This is a genomic window from Thioclava sp. SK-1, assembly GCF_001705665.1.
GTDB lineage: Bacteria > Pseudomonadota > Alphaproteobacteria > Rhodobacterales > Rhodobacteraceae > Thioclava.
Genome location: NZ_MDHA01000051.1, coordinates 29,317 through 43,085, shown reverse-complemented (window position 1 = coordinate 43,085; position 13,769 = coordinate 29,317). Strand labels below are relative to the sequence as shown.

The 13,769-nt window shown below is 56.2% G+C and carries 14 protein-coding genes; 6 read left to right on the top strand and 8 right to left on the bottom strand.

The features are described 5' to 3' along the window. Positions 1-181: 181 nt before the first annotated feature. On the bottom strand, positions 182-355 hold the full coding sequence (locus BFP70_RS12460; RefSeq protein ID WP_066011990.1) for a DUF1328 domain-containing protein: 174 nt from the start codon (positions 353-355) through the stop codon (positions 182-184). Between the two features lie 305 nt (positions 356-660). On the opposite strand from BFP70_RS12460, the gene BFP70_RS12455 reads away from it, so the two are divergent. Next, complete coding sequence (locus BFP70_RS12455; RefSeq protein ID WP_066011989.1) at positions 661-1,077, top strand: phage holin family protein; 417 nt, start codon at positions 661-663, stop codon at positions 1,075-1,077. After that, positions 1,074-2,027, top strand: coding sequence for a hypothetical protein (locus BFP70_RS12450; RefSeq protein ID WP_066011987.1), 954 nt, complete (start codon positions 1,074-1,076; stop codon positions 2,025-2,027). The genes BFP70_RS12455 and BFP70_RS12450 overlap by 4 nt, the downstream gene beginning before the upstream one ends. A 187-nt stretch (positions 2,028-2,214) precedes the next feature. On the opposite strand, the gene leuB is transcribed toward BFP70_RS12450, so the two are convergent. Further along, positions 2,215-3,321: a 3-isopropylmalate dehydrogenase gene (leuB, locus tag BFP70_RS12445; protein ID WP_066011986.1), complete on the bottom strand. Its 1,107-nt coding sequence runs from the start codon at positions 3,319-3,321 to the stop codon at positions 2,215-2,217. A gap of 317 nt (positions 3,322-3,638) precedes the next feature. Between leuB and BFP70_RS12440 the strand changes: the two genes are divergently transcribed. Then, positions 3,639-4,595: an epimerase gene (locus tag BFP70_RS12440; RefSeq protein WP_141693188.1), complete on the top strand. Its 957-nt coding sequence runs from the start codon at positions 3,639-3,641 to the stop codon at positions 4,593-4,595. Here BFP70_RS12440 and BFP70_RS12435 read toward each other — a convergent pair. The 3 genes from BFP70_RS12435 to BFP70_RS12425 all read right to left on the bottom strand — a co-directional run bounded on the left by BFP70_RS12435 (position 4,559) and on the right by BFP70_RS12425 (position 7,548). After that, entirely contained in the window at positions 4,559-5,440 is an 882-nt protein-coding gene (locus BFP70_RS12435; RefSeq protein ID WP_369820205.1) for an endonuclease/exonuclease/phosphatase family protein, read from the bottom strand. The genes BFP70_RS12440 and BFP70_RS12435 overlap by 37 nt on opposite strands. A gap of 101 nt (positions 5,441-5,541) precedes the next feature. Next, positions 5,542-6,378 (bottom strand): hypothetical protein, encoded by an 837-nt coding sequence (locus BFP70_RS21400; RefSeq protein WP_066011980.1) that lies wholly within the window; start codon positions 6,376-6,378, stop codon positions 5,542-5,544. Positions 6,379-6,633: 255 nt separating this feature from the next. Beyond that, a complete protein-coding gene (locus tag BFP70_RS12425) occupies positions 6,634-7,548 on the bottom strand; it encodes a LysR family transcriptional regulator (RefSeq protein WP_066011978.1) in 915 nt (304 codons plus the stop codon). Between the two features lie 96 nt (positions 7,549-7,644). Between BFP70_RS12425 and BFP70_RS21070 the strand changes: the two genes are divergently transcribed. Then, complete coding sequence (locus BFP70_RS21070; protein WP_176715560.1) at positions 7,645-7,809, top strand: hypothetical protein; 165 nt, start codon at positions 7,645-7,647, stop codon at positions 7,807-7,809. Between the two features lies 1 nt (position 7,810). Here BFP70_RS21070 and BFP70_RS12420 read toward each other — a convergent pair whose 3' ends face one another. Then, complete coding sequence (locus tag BFP70_RS12420; protein WP_066011976.1) at positions 7,811-8,398, bottom strand: YfbR-like 5'-deoxynucleotidase; 588 nt, start codon at positions 8,396-8,398, stop codon at positions 7,811-7,813. Positions 8,399-8,674: 276 nt separating this feature from the next. Here BFP70_RS12420 and BFP70_RS12415 point away from each other — a divergent pair, with 276 nt between their 5' ends. Beyond that, entirely contained in the window at positions 8,675-9,451 is a 777-nt protein-coding gene (locus BFP70_RS12415; RefSeq protein ID WP_066011971.1) for a mannosyl-3-phosphoglycerate phosphatase, read from the top strand. Further along, entirely contained in the window at positions 9,452-10,672 is a 1,221-nt protein-coding gene (locus tag BFP70_RS12410; RefSeq protein WP_066011969.1) for a glycosyl transferase, read from the top strand. 19 nt (positions 10,673-10,691) lie between these two features. Here the strand turns inward: BFP70_RS12410 and BFP70_RS12405 are convergent, their stop codons facing one another. Both BFP70_RS12405 and BFP70_RS12400 read right to left on the bottom strand, forming a co-directional pair. Continuing rightward, complete coding sequence (locus BFP70_RS12405; protein ID WP_066011967.1) at positions 10,692-12,440, bottom strand: sugar phosphorylase; 1,749 nt, start codon at positions 12,438-12,440, stop codon at positions 10,692-10,694. 178 nt (positions 12,441-12,618) lie between these two features. Further along, positions 12,619-13,629, bottom strand: coding sequence for a DUF2793 domain-containing protein (locus BFP70_RS12400; protein WP_066011965.1), 1,011 nt, complete (start codon positions 13,627-13,629; stop codon positions 12,619-12,621). Positions 13,630-13,769 lie beyond the last annotated feature (140 nt).

Below are 13,769 nucleotides of genomic sequence, written 5' to 3'. Positions count from 1 at the left end.
CCGGATCAGGGGCCGGGGATCAGGGGCCGCGCGATATGCGCACGGCCACACCATGCCGGCACATACCCTGCTGCATGCCGCAGGTTTCAAGCATAAAAAACCCCCTGCCGCGATCTGCGCGGCAGGGGGTTTTTAGGCACAGCCTGACCAAGCCGTCAGGCGTGAAATGTTATCGCGCCGATCATACGGGCGGTTTACCGCGCACAGCGCGCGCCACCATCGCGATGACGAATAGAACCAAGAAAATCACAAACAGGATTTGTGCGATACCTGCGGAAGCCCCCGCAATACCACCAAAACCTAGTGCTGCTGCAATAAGTGCGACGATTAGAAATGTAAGAGCCCAGCCAAGCATGGGGAAACCTCCGTTGGAATGTGTGTGGCATCATCTGCCTGCTGATCAAATAACGGAGCAGCCCGGTGGAAGTTCCCCAAATTTCGCGCCGATAAATTGGGAACCCGCCCGCCCGGACGCGCGTTCGCGCGCGCGCCTCGCGCCCGCGAAGAGAAGATTGGATGACTGACAGTGCCCTTACACTTCGGCCCAATCAAATCCAGCGAGTGGTGCAACCATCTTCGCGCAGAACGAGGGAACTTATCCGGTGGCGCGTGCGTTTCCACCATGATGCGAACGAATGGTTCGTAACGCAGGAGGCGAGTATGGATCATCTCAATCAGGCAAATACGGACAATTCCGCCCGTAAGCCTTTGCCAGAACTGGCCCATGATCTGTTCGATCAAGGTCGGCAAATGGGCCGTGATGAGATGAAATTCGCGCAGACCGAGCTGCGGTTGGCCCTGCGCCAAATCAGCAAAGCTGCGGTATATTTTGCAATCGCATTGGCCGGTGGAATTGCGGTCCTTAGTGCGCTGGATGATCTGTTGCGCATGTCGCTGGTAAGCTGGGGCATCACACCTCTTTGGTCCTCTGCCATTGCATTTGGCGTGCTTCTTGTCGTTGCGGGCGGTTTTGTTTGGCGCGGTTTCACATTGGCGAAACGCGCGGCCACCGCACCCAAAACAATCCTCAATAAATTCTCCGCCGATGTGCGGAGCCTGAAGGAGATTTTCAAATGACTGAGTCCCACACAATCAAAGAAATCGAACGCCAATTGAACGCAGACAAATCCGATCTTGCGGGAACGCTTGCCGATCTGACAGGCCGTGTCGCACCCTCGCTGCTGGCAGAGCATGTGTCGAAATTCGTGCAAGAAAACGCCACGCCCTATGCAAAACGCGCCGAAGCAACGATCCGCGAAAACCCGGTTGCATTTGCCTTGGCGGGCGCAGGTCTGGCATGGCTGCTATTGGGTCGCAAATCACAAGACGCCACAGCAGAGCCAGAGGCCATCGGTGCCGCTGCGTTGAAAGATCAGATGTCCTCCAGTGAGGAAGATTGGTCCGAAGAAATCGATCGTCTGCGCGCGTCTGCGACAATCCGGCTGCGCGAACTGGAAGAAAGCGCTGACAACAGCGTAGAGGCCGGCCGTGACATCGCGAAAGATCGTGCAGAAATGGTGTCTGATTTCGCAGCACAGGTGCGGTTAAAGTTGGAAACCGGCCTTGAAGATCTGTCCGTTGAATCGAAACGCCGCGTGATGGAAGCGCGTGAACAAGCCTATGCTGCAAAGATCAAGTTCCAAGATCATGCACGTAAGGCTGGCAGCGAAAGCAAACGTTTGGTGCAAGAACACCCGATGATCGCAGCGATCTTGGGTTTGGCAGTCGGTGCGGCGATTGTTGCGGCCCTGCCAAAGGATAAGATTCGCAACAGCGCGATGGGTCCACAGATCGACCGCGTTCTGGATGAGGCCCGCAAAGTTTACGCCGAAGAAAAGCAGCGCGCATCAGAGCTGGCAGCACGGCTGAAAGCCGAGGCCACCTCATCGGCAAAAGATGTCCTGCGTGAGGCGGAAAAGGAAGGTCAGCAATTGGGTGACCGGATTGCAGAAGAATTGGCCGCACAAGCAAGCGCATCGGTGAAAAACCTACGCAGCCACATGCATGCAAACGGCCATGCGCATTAATTAAACCTTTGGGAATGCTTGCCCTGTGTGGCGGCACACGTCAGGCCTGTCGCTGCTGCTCAGATCCTCTGGGTGGCAGCGTTTTTGTTACACCGGCAAAACCAATGCACCTGCAGCGATGTGTTCATCAACCATATCAGGGACCGAAGACAGGTCGGCGCGGTAAAAAAGCGCCGACCTTTGTGGATTATAACGATGCGTCAAGCGCGGCGATGATCTTGTCACCCATTTCAGAGGTCGACACGGGTGTACCATCTTCCGGTCCCAGCAGATCCGCGGTGCGCACACCATCGGCCAGAACCTTTTCAACCGCGGCTTCCAGACGATCCGCTTCGGCACCCAAATCGAAGCTATAGCGCAGCGCCATCGAGAAGCTAAGGATACATGCGATCGGGTTTGCCTTGCCTTCACCCGCAATATCGGGGGCAGAGCCATGCACCGGCTCATACATGGCCTTGGGACGGCCATTCGCCATCGGCGCGCCCAGCGACGCAGAAGGCAGCATGCCAAGCGACCCTGTCAACATTGCCGCCGCATCCGAAAGCAGATCGCCGAACAAGTTGTCGGTCACAATAACATCGAACTGTTTGGGCCAACGACACAGCTGCATCGCGCCGGCATCGGCATACATATGCGACAGCTCGACCTCTGGATATTCCTCATCATGGATTTTCTGCACGACTTCGCGCCACAAAATCCCCGATTCCATCACATTGGCCTTCTCCATTGAGCAGACCTTGTTGCCACGGCGCTTGGCCAGTTCGAACGCGGAACGTGCCACGCGCTCAATTTCCGATTCCGTGTAACGCTGCGTGTTAATGCCGACGCGTTCGTTATTTTCTACGATGATCCCGCGCGGCTCACCGAAATAGATGCCAGAGGTCAATTCGCGCACGATCATGATATCCAGACCGGCGACCACGTCTTTTTTCAGCGACGAGAAATCGGCGAGCGCATCGAAACATTGTGCCGGGCGCAGGTTTGCAAACAGATCCATCTCTTTACGCAAACGCAGCAGCCCACGTTCTGGCTTCACGCTAAAATCAAGAACGTCATATTTCGGGCCACCCACTGCGCCCAAAAGAACGGCGTCAACGTTTTGCGCCTTATCCATCGTGGCGTCGGTCAATGGCGTGCCATGCGCATCATAGGCGGCGCCGCCCACCAAATCTTCGCTGACATCAAACGCCAGATCGCGCTTGGCACCAAACCAGGTGATGATTTTCTTCACCTCGTCCATGACTTCGGGGCCAATGCCGTCACCGGCCAAGATGAGAATGGAGGGGTTAGACATGCGTTATCTCCCGCAGAAAAAGGGTCGTAAGCGGCGTAGCCAAAGGGAGATGCCGGGTCAAGCGTTCCGCGCTGCATGAATTGTGCCCAAACACATTCAAACCACTAAATGTAGTTAATGGATCCTTAACCTTTCAGGAGTCTCCTGTTTCCAAGGACCAAAGCGCATGCCACCCGCGGCAAAGATCGCAAGACCGGCAAACACCCGCCACCTGCCGCAAGGGTATGGGCAATGTTTCGCATTCGTGAAGTCGAGACGGTCGCGCATTACCGATGCGACCTGCATGATGGGGGAAATGAGCAGAAATGGATAATTCAATGTCACGCAGGATTCTGATTTTGGGTATGGGGGGGCTGTTTGGTGCCGCCTGTGCTCGCGCCTTTCGTGCGGCTGGCTGGGACGTGGATCGCTATAGACGTGGCTCAGATATGTCCGTCGCCGCACGCGGGGCCCGATGGATCGTCAATGCGATGAACCCGCCCGCAACCGCGGATTTGCAACGCGAATTGCCCGAGCTGACACAGGCTGTCATAGCGGCATCGCGCAATTCCGGTGCCTCTATCATGGTGCCGGGGAATTTCCTGATCTACGGCCGTCAGCCTGCGCCATGGGGCCCTGACATGGCTGCTGCACCGGTCACGCAGCGCGGTCATCTTCGTGCCGAAGCCGAAGCGCGCTACCGCGATGCCATCGACCGCGAACGCGCGATCGTGATTTTGCGTGCGGGTGATTTCGTCATGCCAGGCGCGCGCAATACCTTGATGAACCGTGTAATTTTATCGGGCCTGTCCAAAGGCTATGTCACCGCGCTGGGCCCGGCGTCCGTGCCCCATATTCACGCGGATCTGGAAGATATGACGCAGATCGCCGTGTCTTTGGCCGAAACAGCAGACCGCCATTCCGGCTTTCTGGAGGTGCCCTATCCCGGCGCCCGTTTCTCGGCCCAGGATCTGGCAGCCGAACTGGAAGAGCAGCTGAACCGCAAGATCAATCTGCGTGGCTATCACTGGGGGACGGACGCGCTATGTGCACCCTTCTCTGTGCAGGCGCGGCAGATGCGGGCAAACCGCTACCTGTATAAAATGCCCCATGCGGTGGATGATACGGTGTTCCGGGTTCTGTTCCCTGATCATCGCGTCAAATCGCTGCAGCGCATCGTGTTTGAACATCTGTATTTCCGGGGCATGAAGGTCGTGCCACAGGGACAAGCCGCACGTGAGGCACCCCGACTTGCCGCTCATGGCCAGGCGATGCTGACCCAAACCATTTTGTGACGCGATGCCTGCTGTGCAGCTTGGGCCAATGGCCCATCGATTGGCCAGATCACGCCGGCATCCAACACCGTGATCTGGCGGCTGGGTAGGACGTAATCCACACGCAGCGCGCCGACCCCTGCCGGATCATATTGCACGGTATTGGCGCCCGGCAACGGGTCTTGCAGACGCGCATCCGCCAACAAAGTGTCAATCGCGGCCGTTTGTCCCTGCCCCTTGGCGGGATCAATTTGGAAATCTCCTAATAATACAAAAGGCTGCGGCACTGGCGCCCATGGCAAACGGCCATCCAGATATCGTGACCAAAAGGCCAGCTCATCATGGTTGCGCCGACCATTGCGATCCTCGGGACCATCGAAGACAGGCGGGGTGGCCGACATTGCCCATAGATGTAGCGGCGTCTCGTGCACCCTGACTGCAACGTCCCAATGCGCGACCGAGGACAGCCGTTGCACCTGCCAGCCGGGATCCTCTGACGTCAACTTGGTCTCCGGCAGATCCGCCCATAACAGATCCGAAAAGTCCCGGCTATGCGCCTGATCAACCGGGAAACGGGACAGCAGCGCCATCCCCCCATCGCCCGAAAAACGGCCATAACCCTGTGCATCCCGTGGGCCGCCATCACGCCCATCGCCATCCAAATCATGCCCGCTGTCCATGCCGCTATTGGGACGGGGCGCATAATGATACGGATAGTCACTGCCCGCAGCGGTCAATTGCGCCTGAAACGCCGCCAAGGCCAAACCTTGCGCGTCCCAGTCAAATCCGGTCAGCAATAAAATATCCGGGTTTTGCGACGCAATCACTGCAATCGCGGCCTGCACCTGTGGATCATCCCCTGACACAATATCACGGTACAAAAGCCCCGGCCCTTGCCGCGACAGTTCTGCCCCAAAACTTGCCACCGTGATATCGGCATTGGCTGCAGCGCCAATACCCGTGAAGATCAGGCCGAATGCGCCGACATATAAGGATCGGCATCGGTGGTCCGGCGCTTGTCTTCGATCATTTGGGCGATGCGATTGATCGCCATACCGCGCATAAACAGGCTTGCGGGAATGAAGCTCCATGCTGTGACCACCCAAATCATCGTATGTGCGCTTTGCGGCGCAATATCGGTAATCCCGACCGAGATTGCTTTGATCGTCGCAGGAATGACGAAGGGCAGCAAAATGCCAAGGCTGATATTATACAATGCATCACGGCGCAGACGTTCAATAACATCCCCGCCTGCGGTCGGATCGAATGTTGGCAGATTCACCCAGACGTTAAAGCTGCCCCGCCCCGTGGGCCATCCACCAATGCGCATCGCGCAATAAAACGCCACAAGCATAATCGTAGAGATACAAAATGACAGCCCGGCGGCTGCCCGCAGCAAAGTCACCTGGTTGAAGCTGGCATCCGTGGGCAAGGTCAGGCGCAGCAAACGTATCGGACTGTAAGGAAAATCCATCATCCGCCCAACGGCAGAGCCCAGCGCCTCAATCAACTGGGTTAACGTGGTTGGGGCAATTCGTGCCTGTGCGGATAGCGACAGTAGCAGGACAATCGCCAGCAGGGACAGGAAACGGATACGGTTAAAGGGCGGCGCATCACGAAATTCGATCAATCCGGGATAGACCGACGCATATTCAAAGAAGGTCAGGGCCGCTGCAAAAATCGCAATCAACGCCACAATTTGCGCAGTATCCGCAGAGACTGACGGCACCAGCATGGCTGGCAACGTCAAAATCAATACAACCAAAACCGCGCGCAAAAGCGCACCCGCTAAACGTGACAACACTGCGCTTTCCTCTCGTCTCGGGTGGCCAATTCTATCTGGGGCCTTGTTCCGGACTGTGCCGCTTTAGGCGGCTTGCCTCATTCTTGCCTTAAATTTGCCCAAGTTCCTTTGCGCTGGCAATCTTCCGTTAACATTTACACCCCTGATTGCGCCAGTTCTGGGGCAAACTGGTGCGGGTTTGCATCAAAAACTGTGGTGAATTTTAGGCAAACTTGAAAAGCCAACCACATGTAGCGGTTCGCACCTGACCACCACCTATAGCCCCGTGCCTTTGTGGAACTGATTGGGCGCATTGGCAGATTTCGCCAATTTTGTAAGCCATTTTACAAAGATCTCACGTTGCTTTGACACCGTGCCTTTGCGCGTCACGGTGTAATAGCCAAAGCGTCCGATTCGGCTTTTCCCCAATGCCACAACGCTCCCGGACGAGAGCTCTTCTTCAATCATTCCGTCAAACAGGATAGAGGCGGCAGCCCCCGCTTTGACCAGCGCGCGCGCGCTGCCTTGTGTGGGGACGCGGCGCACCATGCTATCGGCCCCGATCATTCCGTTGTCTTTCAACCAATTCTCGCCTTCGGCAAAATTGTCTTCAAGAACCCATTCCACCTGACTGAAATCGCCAGAGACCATTTCCGGGTGGGCCTGCAGCATTGTTGGTGCGGCACAGATGGTCAAGACCACCGGAAAGACCTGCTTACTGTCGACACCGGGCCAGTTCCCTTGCCCAAAGCGGATGGCCAGATCAGCGGTGGAGTGGCGCAGATCCACCACGGTATTGGTGACCTCGATCGACAAAGGCACATCAGGGTGATCGCGCCAAAACCCCGGCAGGCGCGGCATCAGCCAGAAATCTGCAAAATTAGCGGTGGTGGTGATTTTTAACGGCGCATTGGATTTCGTCTGATTGATCATATGCACGGTTTCCGCGATTTGGCCAAATCCTGCGCTTAGACCTTGTGCCAAAATCTGGCCGGTTGGGGTTGTCACCATCCGGTTGCCCTGCCGCTGCAGCAATGCCTCACCGAAATGGGCGGACAGGCCCGTGATGTGCTGCGCGATAGCGGCATGGGTTACGTTTAGCTCCCGCGCAGCTGCGGACAGGCTGGCATTGCGTGCCGCAGCCTCAAAGGCGCGCAACGCCGCAAGCGAAGGTATCTCTTTCCAATCCATATTGTAAGTCTGCCTAACAAGCGTCAAGTTTTCAAGAGTCGCTTTTATCTACACTGCAGTGCCAATCTTATCCCATCGCATCACAGGAGAGATGACATGTTTGGGATTATGAATCAGATCATCAAAACCGCCACCGGGTATCACGGAACGGCGCCATCACATCACCAGGGCTTCAACCGACACGCTCACGAAGAACGCAAACGGCGCGCTGAACAAGAGCTGGAACTGCTTCGCACCAGCCTGAAGCGGCCAATGATGTGACCTAGCCGATCAGGTGCAGCAGCTTATGGTGACGCGCGGTGAATGCGGCGCGCACCTGCATAGGCGGGCGCAGATGCAAATCCAATTTCTGCGACAGTTCCGGGTCGATTTTACCGAAAATCCTGTCGGCCTCCTGTGTCGAAAATCCTGCAAGGCGCTCTGCCTCCAGCCGGGCAGAAATAATATCCGCCTTTTTGATCTTACGTTTGATATGTTGCGGCAGCACCGCTGGCAGCCCGAAGCGCAGATGGATTGCCGCCGTCAACCGGGCGTCCAGGACACCGTAATCTTGTCCAATCGCGGCTTTGACGGGTGATATCATGTCGCCCAGAACATATTCAGCCGCATCATGCAGCAGCGCGGCAAGCTGCCATTTCGGCTCGATTACCGGGTCCGTCAAATGAAAAATATCTGCCACAAGGATCGAATGTTCAGCAACGGAATAGGCCCAATCGCCATGCGTTTGCCCGTTCCAACGCGCGACAAAGGACAACCCATGCGCAATGTCTTCGATTTCGACATCCATCGGGGTCGGGTCCAGCAGGTCCAACCTGCGTCCCGAAAGCATTCTTTGCCACGCCCGTTTCATCGCCGTTTCCTTATCCCAATCGCTGCCCAATAGGATTTAGCGGGTTTCCTGCCCAGGGCCAACCGTATCGCGGACAGACCGGGAACGGCGGGGCGTATATATCCGCTGCAACCGGCAGTTCTGCGGGCTGTTCTTGCTGAAAAACGCCGCTTCTATACCCGCCACGTGACGGCCAACCCTACGGAAATGCACAAAATACTGTGTGCCGGTTTCATATGCCTGCGAAATGTGTCTACTGTTTGCGCAGAGCATATGTCGCGCAGTCATGGGGTTGAAATGAAGCTATTGGTATTCACCGATCTTGACGGGACGTTGTTGGACCACGCGACTTACAGCTTTCAGCCCGCGATGCCTGCCTTGACGGCGTTGCGCACGCGTCAAATTCCACTGATCCTGGCCAGCTCTAAAACCGGGGCAGAGATGGCGCAAATTCATGCGCAGCTTGGGCTGGGGGACACCCCTGCGATTGTGGAAAACGGGGCGGATATCCTGGTGCCCGGACAGGGTGCCGGCACAACACACAGCTACGCGACCATTCGTCACCGCCTTTCGACACTGCCACCAGAGCTGCGGCAGTGTTTTACCGGGTTCGGGGACATGTCGGATGCCGATATTGCCGATGCCACAGGCCTGCCCCTCGTGGCGGCACAAAATGCCCGTAAACGGTGTTTTAGTGAACCTGGGCTTTGGTCAGGAACAGATGCCCAGCTGCAGGAGTTTCTATCGGTATTGAAAAAGGATGGCATTCATGCGCGGCGCGGTGGGCGTTTTTTGACCCTCTCTCTGGGGGGAACCAAAGCGGATCAGATGCGGCAGATTATCGCGCAATATCAGGCGGATGTCACAATCGCGCTGGGCGATGCCCCCAATGATGTTGAAATGTTGGAAGCGGCGGATATCGGCGTCGTCATTCACAATGACCACAGCCCCAGGTTGCCACAATTGGCGGGCGAAGCCGATGGTAAAATCCGCCGAAGCCGATTGCCCGGCCCTGCGGGCTGGAACGAAGAAATTATGGATATTTTGAACAATATCCCTCAGCAGGAGAGCTAAATGGCCGATTTCCAACAAAACGGGAACATCGCGCAGTTTCATAATCTGCGGGTTCGCTCAAACGATGAGCTGGTCTATGAGCTTGAAACTTATGCACAAAATCGCAAAATATCGCTGATTCTTCCTAGCCTGTATTCTGAGCTGGAGGGACCGGCCCTTGCGAATATTTTGCAAGAATTGAGCAGCGTCAGCTATCTGCACCGGATTATTGTCGGATTGGATCGCGCATCAGAGGCCGAGTATCGCCATGCGCGTCAATTTTTCTCGGTCTTGCCGCAACAAACCACCGTGATCTGGAATGACAGCCCGCGGATGCTGCAGCTAAACGAACGGCTTCAAAAGCTGGGGTTGGCACCGCAAGAGCCAGGCAAAGGCAAAAATGTGTGGGGCTGCATGGGCTATATGATTGCCTGTGCGGACAGTGCCGTAATGGCGATTCACGATTGCGACATCGTCACCTATAAACGCGAGATGCTGGACCGTCTGGTCTATCCTGTGGCCAATCCCTCTTTCCCATATCAGCTGTCGAAAGGCTATTATGCCCGCGTTGGGGACGGCAAGTTGAACGGTCGGGTCACGCGGCTGCTGGTCAGCCCGTTGCTGATCGCGCTGAAGCGGGTGATCGGGGACCGCGACTATATCGATTTTCTACGCAGCTTCCGCTACATCCTGTCAGGTGAATTTGCGATGCGCACCCAGATGTTGCCAGACTTGCGCATCCCGTCGGATTGGGGGCTAGAAATCGGCGTTCTATCAGAGGCATGGCGCAATCTTGGCCGGGGACAGGTCTGTCAGGTTGAGATCGCAGACAGCTATGATCACAAACATCAAGAGACATCAAAAGAAGACGCCGCAACCGGGCTGAACCGTATGTCGACCGATATTTGCAAAGCGGTATTCCGCAAGCTGGCCGCCGATGGCACGGTGTTCACACCCAATACGTTCCGCTCTTTGAAGGCGACATACTACCGCCGCGCCCTGGATCTGCTGGAATGCTATTACAATGATGCGCAGATGAACGGGCTGAAATTCGACCGCCATACAGAAGAGCAAACGATCGAAATGTTTGCGGAAAATCTGGTGCGGGCCGGGCATATATTTATCGAACACCCAGAAGAAACGCCCTTCATCCCCACATGGAACCGCGTCCACGCAGCCGACCCCAATTTCCTGTCAGATTTCCGCAAGGCGGTTGCCGCGGATGAGGCAGAATATCAGTAACGCGCGATGGCCAACCGGGTCACGCCCGGTTGGTAATCCAACGACATTGATAGGGGGCCATAACCAACCCGTCATCGGCCCCACCCAGCATATCTTCACCCGAAAGCAGATCGAACCATTTTTGTCCGTCAATCAGGTTCAATGTTCCCGGCGGCAGCATCACCTCTTCACCCGACACATTATGCAGCGCGAAAATGGACTGCGCGCGATCCAAAGATTGGCGCCAAATGCCAAAGATCCTGGGATCCAGTTGCAGCGTGAACTGTGTCGCATTGGGGTGCAACGCAGGCTGGCGCGACCGCAATCGCAGCCGTTCTGACATCGCGCCCAGAACACGCGCCTGATCGGTTTCATAATCGGCCAGTTTCGCGCGCAGCTCTGGGTAATGCCATTTGTGCCGGTTGATCGCCCGGTTCATGCCCCGACGCTCCACCGCCTCCAGATCATTTGGGGTCGCCAGAAGGGAATGGATATAGAATGCCGGAATACCTTCAAGCGACATGACGATGGTTTGCGAACACAGGAACCGGCGAATATGCAAATCATCTGTGCCCTTAAATGTGCGTGACATGGCGGCGAAGAAGCCGCAGTTCAGCTCATATGGACTTTCGCTGCCATCGGGCATGGAGCGCATTGAAACAAGGCCGCCAACCTGCCGGATAGTGTCGATCACGCGGGCTTTTTCATCCTCGGGCAGCAACCCTTCCGCCGGGCGCATCCCGATGCCATCATGGCTGGCGGTAAAATTGAGATAGGCGCAGCCCAGCGGCGCGGGCGGCATCGTGCGCTGCCAATTGAGCAGATATTTCGCCGTCCCCGACATCATCGCGTGAAGAATAAGCGGCGGCAACGGGAAGTTATAGACCGCATGCGCCTCATCCTGATTACCGAAATATGACAGGTTCTCGGCCTTTGGCACATTCGTTTCCGTCAATAGAATAACGTTCTCGGACGCATAGTCGCACAGAACGCGCATCAATTTGATGATCGTATGGGTCTGGGGAAGATGGATGCAATTGGTGCCGATTTCTTTCCACAAGAACGCAACCGCATCCAGGCGCAGCACCCGCACCCCTTGGTCAATATGCAGGCGAATGATCCGCAAAATCTCAAACAGAACTTCGGGATTTTTGAAATTCAGATCGATTTGATCATGGCTAAATGTGCACCAGACGTGTTTTTCACCATTCGCTGTCTCAACCGATTGCAGCAGTGGCGTTGTGCGCGGGCGGGTGACCATGGTGACATCGTCATCGGGAGAGGCCTCAAAAAAGAACCCATCAAAGGGCGATTGACCTTGGCGATAGGCGTTAAACCACACGCCCTGGCTGGACACATGGTTCAACACCAAATCGGACATGAGGTGAAATTCCGACCCGATCCGCGAAATATCCGGCCAATCCCCCAGTGTTGAATTCACCTTGGTGTAATCTGTAACCGCAAAACCATCGTCAGAGGTATAGGGAAAAAACGGCAAAATATGCACGCCGTTGGTGACCCCTTTCATATAGCTGAGCAGGAAATCATTCAACAAATCAAGCGGCTTATGCGACCCATCTACGATAGAATCACCATAGGTGATCAACATCGCATCACGCTGTGACCACAGATTATTCCCCGGCGCACGGGGGCGTTTGCGCCGGGATGCCCCCTCGGGCCAAAAGCATTCGATAACCTTGCTCGCCATCACATCACTGTCGAATTCCGGGTAGACTTGGCGGAGCAGTTGCGACAGGCGAACACTTAGCGATCCATGCGTCTTGGACATTGAGGCTGGCTTTCCGGCTTGAAAATATCTGGTATTTCCCAAAGCTTAGGCTGGCCATCACGCCGGGTCCAGCGGTCCTGGGGGGAAAGTTTGACACATGAACTCACAGTGACCTACAGCCTAAACCCCGCCTATTCACCGGGCTTAATCGCAACGCAATGCAAGTGGATTAGGCAGATCACTTCCAACGCCCAATCGCTACCAGCCGCGCCACATCACCAAGGGGCTGCACCGCATAGCTGAGGGCGCGGAATACACATGCGGTTTGGGTTGTGCTTGGCGTCAGCCAGACGTCTGTGCTGCAACTGCCCGTGGCTGAGGGCGGCGCGACAAATGCTTCAGGAAAACCCCATGTCTGGGTTTCAGATCCGAACACCCCCCCATATGCAGCATTTACTTGCGTCAAAGGAATGTCTGGGCTTTCGCAGATCTGCAAACCACTTGCCAGACGAGTAAAGCGGCCATTCGCATTTTCGCCCTGTTCAATCACTGCATCACTGCCCTGCGGACCGACAATCCCCGGCCCGGTCAGCGGTCCAAGGATCTGCGCACCTTGCGTAAACGCAGGGCGTCCGGAGGCCGGATCGACGGTCATTGCATCATGCCACGCCACACCGTCTTCGCTGACCTTTACCGTAAAGCCATCGCCACCGGTCAGCCCCATTTCGGCGCGCCCCGCCCAGTTAGATTGGAACAGCAAACTCGCCGTATCAGTCGCCGTCGCTTTGTTCAGCTTCAGCTGATGGCCAGCCCCAACATGGGTTAATAAGGTCGCATCAGCCGCGCTGGCCAGACGGTTTGTGGCATCAGCGGCAGTATTTACCCCCAGTAACGACACATTTAACCGCGCGGTAACCGGCTGCCACTGCCCGTCATGATACACCGCAACCGCCCCATCATCGACGACCCAGGCTTGCCAGCCCTCTGACGGGGTCAAAAATGCCCATGCCGTGTCTTGCCAAATCGCAATCCTGTGGTCTTGACCAGCCCAGGCCTGCGTGCCACCTGCTGGAACAATAAACCGTTGGCCCGCTTGCGGCACGGCCGGCGGGCCGGACAATGAAAGGCTTTCAACAGCCAATTGAACCAGCGCATCCAGCAGGCGAACGGCCTCATTATGAGTGACATGTTTTTGCGCTTGTGAGGGCTGAATATACGGCAGCGATAGGTTATCTGAGCGATCGGGCATCGGTGTTGGCTCCAGGTTAAGGGATCGTGTGACGCTAGGCTGCGATGCATTAGCAAGACGTCGCGCGGGCGTGCGCTGTGTTGCGGCTTTCCTGCGTCTGTCGATGGCTTTGCCCGCGTTGCCGTGGTAATCGGGCGCAA

Bases quoted from the DNA above. Each gene is read 5' to 3' on its own strand.
- BFP70_RS12460 (WP_066011990.1), bottom strand. From the start codon at position 355: ATGCTTGGCTGGGCTCTTACATTTCTAATCGTCGCACTTATTGCAGCA.
- BFP70_RS12455 (WP_066011989.1), top strand. From the start codon at position 661: ATGGATCATCTCAATCAGGCAAATACGGACAATTCCGCCCGTAAGCCT.
- BFP70_RS12450 (WP_066011987.1), top strand. From the start codon at position 1,074: ATGACTGAGTCCCACACAATCAAAGAAATCGAACGCCAATTGAACGCA.
- leuB (WP_066011986.1), bottom strand. From the start codon at position 3,321: ATGTCTAACCCCTCCATTCTCATCTTGGCCGGTGACGGCATTGGCCCC.
- BFP70_RS12440 (WP_141693188.1), top strand. From the start codon at position 3,639: ATGTCACGCAGGATTCTGATTTTGGGTATGGGGGGGCTGTTTGGTGCC.
- BFP70_RS12425 (WP_066011978.1), bottom strand. From the start codon at position 7,548: ATGGATTGGAAAGAGATACCTTCGCTTGCGGCGTTGCGCGCCTTTGAG.
- BFP70_RS21070 (WP_176715560.1), top strand. From the start codon at position 7,645: ATGTTTGGGATTATGAATCAGATCATCAAAACCGCCACCGGGTATCAC.
- BFP70_RS12420 (WP_066011976.1), bottom strand. From the start codon at position 8,398: ATGAAACGGGCGTGGCAAAGAATGCTTTCGGGACGCAGGTTGGACCTG.
- BFP70_RS12415 (WP_066011971.1), top strand. From the start codon at position 8,675: ATGAAGCTATTGGTATTCACCGATCTTGACGGGACGTTGTTGGACCAC.
- BFP70_RS12410 (WP_066011969.1), top strand. From the start codon at position 9,452: ATGGCCGATTTCCAACAAAACGGGAACATCGCGCAGTTTCATAATCTG.
- BFP70_RS12405 (WP_066011967.1), bottom strand. From the start codon at position 12,440: ATGTCCAAGACGCATGGATCGCTAAGTGTTCGCCTGTCGCAACTGCTC.
- BFP70_RS12400 (WP_066011965.1), bottom strand. From the start codon at position 13,629: ATGCCCGATCGCTCAGATAACCTATCGCTGCCGTATATTCAGCCCTCA.